At 60.5% G+C, this 11,899-nt stretch carries 13 protein-coding genes and 1 tRNA gene; 10 read left to right on the top strand and 4 right to left on the bottom strand.

Annotated elements, in window-relative coordinates:
- Positions 1-63: 63 nt before the first annotated feature.
- The 3 genes from CFI11_RS18475 to CFI11_RS18485 all read right to left on the bottom strand — a co-directional run bounded on the left by CFI11_RS18475 (position 64) and on the right by CFI11_RS18485 (position 4,210).
- Positions 64-951, bottom strand: a complete 888-nt coding sequence (locus CFI11_RS18475; protein WP_130408594.1) for a carbon-nitrogen hydrolase family protein — start codon at positions 949-951, stop codon at positions 64-66.
- Positions 952-1,079: 128 nt separating this feature from the next.
- Positions 1,080-2,597, bottom strand: coding sequence for a calcium-binding protein (locus CFI11_RS18480; protein ID WP_130408596.1), 1,518 nt, complete (start codon positions 2,595-2,597; stop codon positions 1,080-1,082).
- 473 nt (positions 2,598-3,070) lie between these two features.
- The gene (locus tag CFI11_RS18485; RefSeq protein WP_130408598.1) at positions 3,071-4,210 is read right to left on the bottom strand and encodes a citrate synthase family protein; all 1,140 of its coding nucleotides are present in this window, start codon (positions 4,208-4,210) and stop codon (positions 3,071-3,073) included.
- A 72-nt stretch (positions 4,211-4,282) separates the two neighbouring features.
- Here CFI11_RS18485 and CFI11_RS18490 point away from each other — a divergent pair, with 72 nt between their 5' ends.
- Positions 4,283-5,608, top strand: coding sequence for a CoA transferase (locus CFI11_RS18490; RefSeq protein ID WP_130408600.1), 1,326 nt, complete (start codon positions 4,283-4,285; stop codon positions 5,606-5,608).
- A 182-nt stretch (positions 5,609-5,790) separates the two neighbouring features.
- On the opposite strand, the gene CFI11_RS18495 is transcribed toward CFI11_RS18490, so the two are convergent.
- A tRNA-Thr gene (locus CFI11_RS18495) sits at positions 5,791-5,865 on the bottom strand.
- Positions 5,866-6,082: 217 nt separating this feature from the next.
- Between CFI11_RS18495 and CFI11_RS24380 the strand changes: the two genes are divergently transcribed.
- From CFI11_RS24380 to CFI11_RS18535, 9 genes are read left to right on the top strand one after another with little or no spacing between them, the layout of a single operon-like run.
- A complete protein-coding gene (locus tag CFI11_RS24380) occupies positions 6,083-6,238 on the top strand; it encodes a hypothetical protein (protein WP_165390305.1) in 156 nt (51 codons plus the stop codon).
- A gap of 6 nt (positions 6,239-6,244) precedes the next feature.
- Positions 6,245-7,516, top strand: a complete 1,272-nt coding sequence (murA, locus tag CFI11_RS18500; protein WP_130408602.1) for a UDP-N-acetylglucosamine 1-carboxyvinyltransferase — start codon at positions 6,245-6,247, stop codon at positions 7,514-7,516.
- The gene (locus tag CFI11_RS18505; protein WP_130408604.1) at positions 7,513-7,986 is read left to right on the top strand and encodes a DUF2948 family protein; all 474 of its coding nucleotides are present in this window, start codon (positions 7,513-7,515) and stop codon (positions 7,984-7,986) included. Before murA ends, CFI11_RS18505 begins: the two co-directional genes overlap by 4 nt.
- Positions 7,983-8,480 (top strand): GNAT family N-acetyltransferase, encoded by a 498-nt coding sequence (locus CFI11_RS18510; protein WP_130408606.1) that lies wholly within the window; start codon positions 7,983-7,985, stop codon positions 8,478-8,480. The genes CFI11_RS18505 and CFI11_RS18510 overlap by 4 nt, the downstream gene beginning before the upstream one ends.
- Positions 8,481-8,532: 52 nt before the next feature.
- Entirely contained in the window at positions 8,533-9,834 is a 1,302-nt protein-coding gene (hisD, locus tag CFI11_RS18515) for a histidinol dehydrogenase (RefSeq protein WP_130408608.1), read from the top strand.
- An 8-nt stretch (positions 9,835-9,842) separates the two neighbouring features.
- Positions 9,843-10,322 (top strand): UPF0262 family protein, encoded by a 480-nt coding sequence (locus CFI11_RS18520; RefSeq protein ID WP_130408610.1) that lies wholly within the window; start codon positions 9,843-9,845, stop codon positions 10,320-10,322.
- A 1-nt stretch (position 10,323) separates the two neighbouring features.
- A complete protein-coding gene (locus CFI11_RS18525) occupies positions 10,324-10,785 on the top strand; it encodes a low molecular weight phosphatase family protein (RefSeq protein ID WP_130408612.1) in 462 nt (153 codons plus the stop codon).
- Positions 10,782-11,174 (top strand): ketosteroid isomerase-related protein, encoded by a 393-nt coding sequence (locus CFI11_RS18530; protein ID WP_130408614.1) that lies wholly within the window; start codon positions 10,782-10,784, stop codon positions 11,172-11,174. Before CFI11_RS18525 ends, CFI11_RS18530 begins: the two co-directional genes overlap by 4 nt.
- Positions 11,171-11,755: a GNAT family N-acetyltransferase gene (locus CFI11_RS18535; protein ID WP_130408616.1), complete on the top strand. Its 585-nt coding sequence runs from the start codon at positions 11,171-11,173 to the stop codon at positions 11,753-11,755. The genes CFI11_RS18530 and CFI11_RS18535 overlap by 4 nt, the downstream gene beginning before the upstream one ends.
- The last annotated feature ends 144 nt before the right edge of the window (positions 11,756-11,899 follow it).

Genomic DNA, 11,899 nt, shown 5'->3' on the forward strand with positions numbered 1-11,899 from the left:
CCATTACAGTGGGTCCCGCCATGTGCGGGGCGTGGCCTTAAATGAGGCCATCCCTCCTTTTTTTCAAGGGCGTTCTGAGCGGAGGTCCCGCTTTGTGACCGATTTGATGCGGGCCGGCTGCTCCTGCCAGTGAGTGCGGTTGAGAACGACGCCGTCATGGCGGACATGTGCGATGGCATCCAGATCGACCTCGGCATAGGTCCATCCGGGCAGATCAAGCTGACCCTCGGCAAGCACGCCGGTCTGCGGAAACCCCTTGTCTGGCGGGCCGAACACGCCGCCCGTACCTGTGTTGATGTCAACGGCAGGCGACCAGTCCGCGGCCCCGACGACAGACGACATCACCGAAACACATTGGCTTTCCAAGGCCCGCGCCATCGCCCCGATCCGCACACGCCAGTAACCCGACAGTGCCTCGGTACAGGATGGCACCAGAAGAATATCGGCCTCGGCCAAGGCGCGGCCCAGCAACGGAAATTCCGCGTCATAGCAAATCAGAACACCGATCCGGCCCAGATCCGTGTCGAAGAGGGTCAAGGGACCGCCCGATGCGACATGCCATTCTTCCCGTTCGAACCGGGTCATGATCTGCTTATCCTGAACACCGACGGCACCATCCGGCGTGATCAGCCGCGCCCGGTTGACCGGACGTGGATCCGCAGCCGCAGGGCCGGATGCGGCGAGGATATGCACATCATGCTCCGCAGCCAGCCGGGCATGCAGTGCATCCGCTTCGGCCATCAGATCGGAAACCGCGTGGAGCGACCCCTCCAGATCACCGGCAACGGTCGCGCCTGCCAGCGTCGCCAGTTCCATCGCCCCGTATTCCGGAAAAACCAGCAGCGTGGCACCGTTCGAGGCGGCCTCCGACACCCAGGATGCCAGCTTGTCTTCGTATTGCGCCCAAGTATCGAACCAATCCAGAGGATAGGCCGCGGTTGCAACCTTCATGGCGCGCCCCTTCAAACCGTTTGCTCAAGGCTTAGCTTCTGCAATCCGGCTTGGCGAGGGCTGCAGGGATGCCCGCCTGAAAAAGCGAGCATCCCGCGATCCCAAATTTGGCTCTGGGCGTCCAGGTCTTAGCCGATGGCGGAATACGGATCTTCCACGCCATAGAACACGCCCGCATCCACCTCGACCGTGTCGATGATGGTGTTCAGGATCACGACCTTGCCGACACTGTCCTGATCATGAGCCCCGCCATTGCCACCTTGATTGCTGATGAAATTCAGCACCGTATCGATCGTGCCATCGCCATCATAGTCGAAGTGTTCAACCGATGCCAACTCCACCGTATGCCCTTCGAAGACCAATTGATCGCCTTCGGCAGCGGTGTAGTCGGTCACGATCTTGACGCCGATATCGGCGACCCAGTGATCGTGGACATTGTCGTTCTCGCCTGCAACACCGTTCATCGAGTAGTCGACATTGCCTTCGGCATCCCGGTGTTTGTCGAGGATCTCTTCCTTTGCATCAATCAACCAGCGGAACACGAAAGTGTCGGCGCCGCGCCAGCCGGTCATGGTATCGGTATCCTCGACCGGTTGGCCTGGATTGACCTGTCCACCCGGATCCTGCGCCGGCACGGGCTCGCCCCCGTAGGAGAAGGCATAAAGCAGATCGTCACCCCGTCCGCCGTCAAGCGCATCGTTTCCGGCGCCGCCTTCGAGCGTGTCGTTGCCATCGCCGCCCCAGAGGGTGTCGACACCGGCACCGCCCGAGACGTTGTCATTGCCCTGTTCACCATCCACGCGGTCGTTACCGGCGCCGCCATGCACCTGATCATCGCCATGCCAGCCATAGACAAGATCGTCACCATCGTCACCAAAGACCTGGTCGTCTCCGACGTTGCCGGTCACGCCGTCATTGCCCGTGCCACCCCGCACGATGTCATTGCCACCGCCGCTGTTGATGAAATCGTCATCGGCCCCGCCAAAGATCTGGTCGACCCCGTCGCCGGAAACGATCCTGTCGTTACCGGCGCCCCCGACACCGACATTGTCTCCATCGTCGAGGCGCAGCAGGTCATTTCCATCGTTCCCAAAAAGCACGTCATCGCCATCACCGCCGAAAAGCCGGTCATCGCCCGCGCCGCCGCTCATCGAGTCGTCGCCGCGCCCGCCGTACAACAGATCGTTGCCGTCTTCGCCGTCGACGAGATCCCGACCGGCGCCCCCGTTCAGCGTATCATTCCCCGATCCACCGCTCAGCAGATCATCCCCCTCGTTCCCGAGAATGAAGTCATCTCCGCTATTGCCATAAAGCTGATCCCCATCACCGCCACCGACGATATAGTCGTTACCGCCGAGGCCAAAGATGATGTCATATCCTGCAGTCCCGAACAGCTGATCGTTCCGGTCCGTTCCCTCAATCAGATTGACGGGAGACACGATTGCAGTGATGGGCATCACGGGGGCCAGCGCCGCGTTTGAAATCGCCGGGAACTCTCTGTCGCGGGCCCCAATCGTTATGGGTTCGGGAAAATGCGCCAGGTCGTCCAGCGAAACGGCCAGCGTGGGCGCGCCCGGCAACCCCGGCATGGTGGGGGAGAGAAAATCGTCCAGACCGTACCAGCCCAAAGCGTGAATATGTGACATGTCGAGATCCTTTATTGGCGTGCAGGTTGAGCGCACCCGAGATCACGGACCACAATCAAACGCGTTGGATTCTGGCACCGGGATATCGGAGCGCGGAACCTCAAAATACAATTCAGGGTTGATTCGCAAAAGTGGTAAACAATGTTTACCTGAGATTTCAAGGCGATTTTATTTATTAATTACATGAAGGTAGAATCATGCTACCTTACAATAGAGCCTATTGGAAGTTGAGTAAACGCAACCAGATGTTGCGTTGAACGTGTTGTTCAACCGGTCAATGCGATTGCGAGAGACCCGTTTGCGAAGACAGGCCGAGGCCGTAAACCTCGTCCCTTTCGTTTTCTGTTGATACGCGTCAGCCCGCCTTCGCATTCCACGTTTGACGCATCAATTCTTGTTGGGATCTGCAGTGGTGTTGAGGGGCCGTGACGACCCCGGATACAGGCCCGAACACAGGATCGTCGCTGCCTTTTTCAGGGTTCGGCCAGATATCTCGCGCGCGGCCTGATCATCTGGCCACTTTGCACCTGCTCAATGGCATGGGCAATCCACCCCGCAGCGCGGCCTATCGCAAAGAGGGACGTGGCCGCATGCGGAGGGTACGCAAAATGCACCTCCAACGCAGCGAGAGCGGCATCGATATTGGGCGCAATCGCAAGACGGTCGGATATCTGCCCGACCGCCATCCGAGCGGCCGACCTGCGGGGGATCTGCTCAAGAAGATGCCGCGCTCTGGGATCACCCTCAGGATAAAGGGGATGGCCGAAGCCAAAGGCATAGGGCGCACTTTCGGCATGCCCGTTCAGAAAGGTGTCAAAACGTCCCTTTATCGCCGCGCCCAATGCCTTATTGGTCAACCCCGCAACGCCCCCATGCAGCGGTCCGCTCAAGGTGGCCATCCCCGCCAAAAGAGATGCGGGCAGGCTGGCACCGGTTGCGGCACAAACCCGAACCGCGAATGTCGATGGGTTCAATTCATGATCGCTGAGAAGCACCAGCGCACGCCGGGCGGCATCGGTTCCGGTGCCATCGAGCCCCCAGACAGATCCGATCCGCGTGTGAATGTGTCCCGTCTCGCTTCGTCCCAAACAGGCATCGGCGATTAACGAGATCATGTTGCCCACTTCCCGGGCCATCTGCCCTGCGCTTCGGCCCTGCATCGGGGTCGCGGCCTCCGCTTGCTGGGCAAGGGCTTTCATGGCCCGGGCGAAGGGGGTTGACCCCTCAACGCTGAGTTTCGTCAAGACAGAGGTGACACGCCCACCCCCGCAAAGCAGTTCCGCCACCTCCTCCAAGGCCAGCGTCTCGGCGCAGTCTTCGATCGCATGCCCTCGCACCCAGATCGTGCCGTCCCTGATTTCGGAAATGGATGTCGGCAGCACCGGATCCCCCCAACGAATGGCCGCTTCAGCGACATCCGCGCGGGCCCTAGGGCGACGTTTCTGCCGCAGGAGCGTATCGACGTCACGCCTTGAATACAGGCTGAGACGCGCGTCATTCGGATCGGCCCTGGCACGGATCTGACGTCGGCTGACATAGGCGTAAAGGGTCTGAGGCTTGATCCCCAATATAACGCAGGCGGACTTTGCATCGATCCAGTCAGGCTCTTTCATGTTGATTATATTGATCAAGATTTACCCGCGCACAAGCACCTGATTTGCTGGCGACAAACCAAGGAGGCTTTTATGCAAAACGCATTGCATCGCCAGATTGATGAGGCTTTGGGGCTGGACCTCACCCCTCCCGTTTCTGTCACGCAGGTCGGCTCGGCCGAATTGCCGTCCTGTTTTGCGGTCACGGATCTTGCGGTGTCCGCTTTTCGCGCGGCATCCGTCGAGCTTGCGGAACTGATCGGCGCGCATGAGGTCGTCCTGGACCGCCGTCTTGCGGCGCTCTGGTTCGACATGACCTTACGGCCTGTGGGTTGGGATTTACCATCCGCATGGGATGCGATCGCCGGCGTCTACCGGTCAAGTGATGGCTGGATACGTCTTCACACAAATGCCCCGCACCATCGCGATGCAGCTTTGCGGGTCCTTGATTGCGCGGCGGACTGGGATGCGGTCGCCTCCGTCGTGGAACGCTGGCGCAAGACAGATCTGGAAGCCGCAATCGTCGCTGGGCACGGGGCGGCGGCGGCGATGCACACCACCGATGAATGGGCTGCGCACCCCCAGGGGCGCGCCGTCGCAAGCGAACCTCTGATCGACTGGCAGCAGATCGGCGCAGAGGCAAGGCCGGTCCGGATCGAGCAGATCAAGGTGCTTGACCTCACCCGCGTTCTCGCCGGACCTGTCGCGACGCGGTTTCTCGCAGGTTTCGGCGCGGAGGTTCTGCGGATTGATCCGCCGTGGTGGACCGAACCCGGTGTAGAGCCCGAGGTCACGCTCGGCAAAAGGCGCGCAGGTCTGGATCTGACACAAACCAATGACCGAACCCGATTTGAGCGTCTGCTTTCAGACGCGGATGTCCTTGTGCACGGCTACCGACCCGGCGCGCTTGAGGGGCTTGGATATGGTCGGGATCGGCTGTGCCGCCTTGCCCCACATCTTATCGACGTCAGCCTATGCGCCTATGGCTGGAGCGGACCATGGGCAGATCGCCGTGGCTTTGACAGCCTCGTTCAGATGAGTTGCGGAATTGCGGAAGAAGGGATGCGCCGAAAGGGCGCGGACCGACCAGTTCCGCTCCCTGTCCAGGCCCTGGACCACGCAACAGGATATCTGATGGCTGCCACGGTCTTGCGCGCCCTGAGGATCCGCAACCGGTCCGGCAAGCTGATGTCCGCCCGTCTGTCATTGGCCCGCACCGCCGCGCTCCTCACGTCTCAAGGATCGCGTGATTTTCAGGGCGCTGTGATCGAGGAAACGGAAGACGATCTGGATCCGTCAACCGAACCAACCGGCTGGGGACCTGCGCGCCGCCTTCGCTTTCCGGTGCAAATGGACAAGAAGGGACCAAATTGGCGACATCCGGCGGGGCCTTTGCGGATTGATCCTGCAAGCTGGTGATCGAACAAATAATGACGTGCGCGGTTTGAGACCGACACCCATTAAGCAGGGCGTCTCCGCTCCGCCAACTCGGTTCAGGAGTTTCGGCAGATGGAGGTCGTCTGTCACCAACCTGCATCGGACAGCGCACGATGACGCTATCATCCAAGGCACTGAGCCGGCTAACCTGTCATGATGTGAGGTGGTGCTGCTGGAGAGAATCGAACTCTCGACCTCTCCCTTACCAAGGGAGTGCTCTACCTCTGAGCTACAGCAGCACGCTGTTCTCCAGATTACTCCCCGGACATGGCCCCGGATCGTGCGGGCACTGGAGCGGCCCTTTCGTTTGGACGTTTCACAGGCAAAGTCGACCATGTGAAACCGATGCCCGAGCTATAGTTTTCGCCAGCATCGTGCGCGGGTGATTAGACGCAAATTTCCAGACACGCAAGGGCAATCTGGACCCGGTCTGATCCCTGAGCTAGACAAGAGAACATGGCGCAGAAACCCACACCGAAATCCCGACCCAACAAGGGAGAAAGCCGCGAGGACCGGCTTAAGGCGGCGCTGAAGGCAAACCTGGCGCGACGTAAATCGCAGGCCAAGGCGCGGTCGCATGCGCCGGACGATACAGGCAGTGAGAAGGAATAAGGGCAGATGGATTCGATTGTTGTGACGGGGAACGGACCGCTGAGCGGTCAAATTCCCATTGCGGGCGCAAAGAATGCCTGCCTCACCTTGATGCCGGCAACCCTGCTCAGCGAAGAGCCCCTGACCCTGACCAACGCCCCCAGGCTCAGCGACATACGCACCATGACCGATCTTCTGGGATCGCTCGGGGCCGAGGTCAGCACCCTGCACAACGGCAAGGTGCTTGCGATGTCGAGCCACCATATCAACAATCACATGGCGCATTACGACATCGTCCGCAAAATGCGCGCCTCGATCCTTGTCTTGGGGCCCATGCTCGCCCGCGAAGGACACGCTGTGGTCTCGCTGCCCGGGGGCTGCGCGATCGGGGCCCGCCCCGTCGATCTTCACCTCAGAGCCCTAGAGTCCATGGGCGCGGAGCTTGAACTCAAAGACGGTTATGTCCATGCCTCCACGCCGAGTGGGCGATTGACCGGAGGAACGGTTGAGTTTCCGTTCGCATCGGTCGGTGCGACCGAGAACGCGCTGATGGCCGCCACATTGGCCAAGGGAACAACCGTTCTCAAAGGCGCGGCGCGGGAGCCGGAGATCGTCGATCTGGCAAGATGTCTGCGCAAGATGGGCGCGCGCATCGAAGGTGACGGGACGGAGACGATTACAATTGAAGGGGTTGACCGTTTGAACGGGGCAACCCATCCGGTCGTGACCGATCGTATCGAACTTGGCACCTACATGCTGGCCCCGGCGATATGCGGTGGCGAGGTCGAGCTGCTGGGTGGCCGCAAGGACCTCTTGTCGGCCTTTTGCGACAAGCTTGACGAGGCGGGCGTGGAGATTGACCAAACCGAACAGGGCCTGCGGGTCAAGCGGCGCGCCGATCATATTCGCGCGGTCAACGTCACGACCGAACCTTTCCCCGGCTTTCCTACGGATCTCCAGGCCCAGATGATGGCCCTGCTCTGCACCGCCGACGGGGTCAGCGTGCTGGAAGAGACGATCTTTGAAAACCGGTTCATGCATGCGCCCGAGCTTATGCGGATGGGGGCCACGATCGATGTGCATGGCGGAACGGCCACCGTGACCGGCGTGCGGACCCTGAAGGGCGCGCCGGTGATGGCGACGGATCTCAGAGCATCGGTATCGTTGATCCTGGCCGGTCTCGCGGCAGAGGGAGAGACCACGGTGAGCCGCGTCTATCACCTTGACCGTGGCTATGAACATGTGGTGCGAAAGCTTGAAGGCGTGGGAGCGCGCATTGAGCGGGTGAAGGCACAGTGACACAGGACGCGACATTCGAAGACGGACGGGAGGCGCCGCTGAACCTTGGGGCGCAGGATGCCGAGGATTTGCAGGTTATCTCAAGCCTGGTGCAGGACGCGGTGCTGCCGATCCACGAAATCACCTGGCGCGCGGCACAAAGACGGTTCGGTCTCTTGCTCAACAGGTTCCGGTGGGAGGACAATCCTGAAAACCGGCAGCGGGACTATGAGCGTGTGCAATCTGTCCTCGTGATCGAAAATGTGCTGAGGGTGGCAAGCCAGGGAGTGGATCGCAGTGACAAGGACACGATCCTGTCCCTGATGTCGATTGCGTTCGATGCGGGAGAAGACGGCGCTGGCGACGTGTTGCTGACATTTGCGGGCGACGGCGCTATCCGTTTGAGTGTCGAGGCGCTCGATATCAGCTTGAAAGACGTCACGCGCCCCTATCGCGCCCCTTCGGGACAAAAGCCAAGTCATCCCGAATGACGATCCGCATCCTGACCCCGCATGACCTTGTGGATTGGCGCGCGATCCGGTTGGAGGCCTTGAAGACGTTCCCGGAGGCCTTTTTGTCGACTTACGCGGATGAAAAGGCCAAATCAGACGATGAAGTGCGCGAACGCCTTGCCCAGAACTGCATCATCGGCCGGTTCGACGGGACCGACCTGACCGCGGTTTTGTCACTCGACCCAGAAACAGCGGCACCCCTTGCGCACCGGGTCTGGATCAACGCCTTTTACGTGCGCGCGACCTGGCGGGGCGGGCCAGCGGCCCACGAGCTACTGCAGGATGCCATCGTGCAGGCGCGAGCGCGGGGATTTGCTCAGATCGAACTCTATGTCGCCGAGGAAAACAACCGTGCGATCCGATTTTACGAGCGCGCCGGCTTTGAGCGATGCGGGCTGATGCCGCGTGCGGTAAGGCTCCCAGATCGCTACCAGAACGATCTGCACTATTGGATGCCTTTAGACCGGGCTTGAGGCCAGCAAGGCACAGGGCTATGTCGCTGCTCCAGACAGGAGGCGTGCAACGATGCCAGTATTTCTCTCTACACGCTCGGACGATTTCGAGACGAAGTTTTCCGAGCTTCTTGGCGCCAAGCGCGAAGACAGCGCTGATGTCGATGCGGTTGTCGCCGATATCATCGCGGATGTCCGGTCCCGGGGCGATGAGGCTGTGCTGGAGTTGACCGAAAAATTCGACCGGGTCCGATTGTCACCCGAGGCACTCGCCTTCAGCGAAACCGACATCGCGGACGCGGTTGCAGCCACGCCCAAAGAGGACCGTGCGGCACTCGAATGCGCAGCCGAGCGCATCCGCGCCTACCATGATCGCCAGATGCCGGCGGATGAAACCTGGACGGACGCCTCCGGTGCCACCCTGGGATGGCGTTGGAGCGCGGTGTCGGCGGCAGGTCTTTACGTACCGGGCGGATTGGCCAGCTACCCCTCCTCCGTTCTGATGAATGCGATCCCGGCCAAGGTGGCCGGTGTCGAGCGGTTGGCTATGGTGGTGCCCACGCCGGATGGAGTGGTCAACCCGCTGGTGCTCACGGCGGCGCATTTGTCTGGCGTGGATGAAGTCTACCGCATCGGCGGCGCACAGGCCATCGCAGCGCTTGCCTATGGGACCGAAACCATTGAGCCCGTCGACAAGATCACCGGCCCCGGAAATGCTTATGTCGCGGCGGCAAAGCGGCGGGTGTTCGGCAAGGTCGGCATCGATATGATCGCCGGACCGTCCGAGATCCTTGTCATCGCGGACAGGGACAACAATCCCGACTGGATCGCAATCGACCTCCTCAGCCAGGCAGAGCATGACCAAAGCGCCCAGTCCATCCTGATCACGGATGATGCCGACTTTGGCCAGGCCGTGGCAAAGGCGGTCGATGCGCGCCTGCGCGACCTTTCGCGCGCGGATATCGCCGGCCCAAGCTGGCGGGACTTCGGGGCCATCATCACCGTGCGGGATCTCGATGAGGCCGCCGAGATATCGAACCGGATCGCGCCGGAACACCTTGAGCTATGCGTGGCAGATCCTGAAGCGCTGTCGGGCAAGTGCATTCATGCGGGGGCAATCTTTCTCGGGCAATGGACGCCCGAGGCGATCGGGGATTACGTCGGCGGCCCAAATCATGTTCTGCCCACAGCCCGGTCTGCCCGGTTTTCCTCCGGTTTGTCCGTTCTGGACTTTTTGAAGCGGACCACACTGGCACGGATGACACCGGATGCGCTCCGTGCTATTGGCCCGGCGGCGGAGCGGTTGGCACAGTCTGAAAGCCTGGATGCGCATGGACAATCCGTGCGGGCCAGGCTGGATCAGTTGAACAGGTAACACGAGACATGTCTCACATCGTTGATATCGCGCTCGACGACGCGGGTCTGCCCCCTCCCACGCCCGAAATCGAGCAAGAGCGCAAGGTCGCCATGTTCGATCTGCTGGAGGACAATACGTTCATCCTGCCCAAGCGGGACGACCGGACCGTGCCCGACGGCCCATACAACGTCGCCCTCGCAATCCGTGAAAAACGGCTGGTTTTTGATGTGACAACGACAGCCGATGAAAAGGCGGCCGAGTTCCATTTGTCGCTTGGACCGTTCCGGCAAGTCGTCAAAGACTATTTTCAGATCTGCGAAAGCTACTTCGACGCGGTCAAAACCCTGCCGCCCAGTCAAATCGAAACCATCGACATGGCGCGGCGCGGGATCCACAACGAGGGCAGCCGCGTTCTGCAGGAACGGCTGGAAGGCAAGGCCGAAGTCGACAACGACACCGCGCGACGCCTTTTCACTCTGATCTGCGTGCTGCATTTCGGGGGCTGACATGGCGCAAGAGCTCCCACAATCGGTGCTCTTTTGCTGCGACCACAACGCGGTCCGCTCTCCGATGGCGGAAGGGATCATGAAAAAGTTCTACGGAACCGGAACTTACGTGCAGTCTGCAGGTGTCAGAAATGACCTGGAAATCGACGGTTTTTCCATCGCCGTCTGTCAGGAGATGGATGTCGAGCTGTCCCGGCATCGGTCGCGATCCTTTGACGAGATGGAAAACTGGGGGGATGATCTGTCCTCTTTCGATCTTGTCGTGGCACTTTCTCCGGCCAGCCAGAGACGTGCGCTTGAGCTGACGCGGTTTTATCACCTCGACGTCGAATACTGGCCCATTCTGGATCCGACAGGCCTGGGTGAAACGCGCGAAGCCAAGCTGGAAAGCTACCGGCAGGCACGCGATCAGATCATCACACGTCTCAAAGAGCGTTTCGGTGCCCCGACGGAGATACAATGACCCAACAGATCCAACGCTATTTCGATGCGTTCAATGCAGGCAATGTCGACGGAATGCTGGACTGCCTGACAGACGATGTCGCGCATCACGTCAACGAGGGCGAGGTTCGGCGCGGCAAGGCTCTCTTTGCCGAATTCTGTGCTCATATGAACCGCTGCTACGCAGAAACACTTACCAACATGACGCTGTTCGTCACGCCCGACGGCACGCGCGGAGCTGCGGAATATGTGGTCAACGGTCAGTATCTTGAAACCGACGCCGGTTTGCCAGAGGCACAAGGGCAGCGATACAAGCTGCCCGCCGGATCCTTCTTCGATCTTAGGGACGGCAAGATAAGCCGGGTGACGACCTACTACAATCTTGCCGACTGGATCCGCCAGGTCTCATGATCGAGACGCGCGTCCTGATCGGCGATGCCATCGAAGACGCGCTCGATGCACTTGCGCGTCTTCGGATCGAGGTCTTCAGGGACTGGCCCTATCTCTATGACGGCGATCTTGATTATGAACGCGGCTATCTGCGCACTTATCGCGAAAGCGAGGCGGCTATTCTTGTCGGCGCGTTCGATGGATCCCGCCTGATCGGTGCGGCAACGGGCACGCCGCTTGCGGACCACGCCGACAATTTTGCAATGCCCCTGGCCGAAACCGGACTGAATCTCGGCACCATCTTCTATTGCGCGGAATCTGTGCTTCTGCCCGAATTTCGGGGGCGCGGGTTGGGACATCGCTTCTTTGATATGCGCGAGGCACATGCGCGCGCCCTTGGATTTGGCTGGTCCTGCTTTTGTGCCGTGAGCCGCCCAGAGGATCATCCGTTGAGGCCGGCGAGATACCAGCCGCTCGACCCGTTCTGGAGAAAGCGGGGATACGCACCCGTCGACGGCGCAATTGCGCATTTTTCATGGAAAGATGTCGATCAGTCCGCTGAGGATCAAAAGCCGCTCCAGGTCTGGTTGCGCGCACTCTAGGGGGGCAAGACGAGGCAGAGAGTTGCCCGGTGACGCCGTCTTGAAGAGGCTGCTTCGCTGCACATTCGCTTTCGTCGCGCAGCAAAAAGCGCTTGTCTGCGCGTCTCCCCAACCTGAGGTCACGACAAAAGCCGGTCCTTTTGC

The sequence above is a fragment of the Thalassococcus sp. S3 genome (assembly GCF_004216475.1).
Classification (GTDB): Bacteria; Pseudomonadota; Alphaproteobacteria; order Rhodobacterales; family Rhodobacteraceae.

Excerpts from the sequence above, each read along its gene's own strand:
- CFI11_RS18475 (WP_130408594.1), bottom strand. The coding sequence starts at position 951 with ATGAAGGTTGCAACCGCGGCCTATCCTCTGGATTGGTTCGATACTTGG.
- CFI11_RS18480 (WP_130408596.1), bottom strand. The coding sequence starts at position 2,597 with ATGTCACATATTCACGCTTTGGGCTGGTACGGTCTGGACGATTTTCTC.
- CFI11_RS18485 (WP_130408598.1), bottom strand. The coding sequence starts at position 4,210 with ATGAAAGAGCCTGACTGGATCGATGCAAAGTCCGCCTGCGTTATATTG.
- CFI11_RS18490 (WP_130408600.1), top strand. The coding sequence starts at position 4,283 with ATGCAAAACGCATTGCATCGCCAGATTGATGAGGCTTTGGGGCTGGAC.
- CFI11_RS24380 (WP_165390305.1), top strand. The coding sequence starts at position 6,083 with ATGGCGCAGAAACCCACACCGAAATCCCGACCCAACAAGGGAGAAAGC.
- murA (WP_130408602.1), top strand. The coding sequence starts at position 6,245 with ATGGATTCGATTGTTGTGACGGGGAACGGACCGCTGAGCGGTCAAATT.
- CFI11_RS18510 (WP_130408606.1), top strand. The coding sequence starts at position 7,983 with ATGACGATCCGCATCCTGACCCCGCATGACCTTGTGGATTGGCGCGCG.
- hisD (WP_130408608.1), top strand. The coding sequence starts at position 8,533 with ATGCCAGTATTTCTCTCTACACGCTCGGACGATTTCGAGACGAAGTTT.
- CFI11_RS18520 (WP_130408610.1), top strand. The coding sequence starts at position 9,843 with ATGTCTCACATCGTTGATATCGCGCTCGACGACGCGGGTCTGCCCCCT.
- CFI11_RS18525 (WP_130408612.1), top strand. The coding sequence starts at position 10,324 with ATGGCGCAAGAGCTCCCACAATCGGTGCTCTTTTGCTGCGACCACAAC.
- CFI11_RS18530 (WP_130408614.1), top strand. The coding sequence starts at position 10,782 with ATGACCCAACAGATCCAACGCTATTTCGATGCGTTCAATGCAGGCAAT.
- CFI11_RS18535 (WP_130408616.1), top strand. The coding sequence starts at position 11,171 with ATGATCGAGACGCGCGTCCTGATCGGCGATGCCATCGAAGACGCGCTC.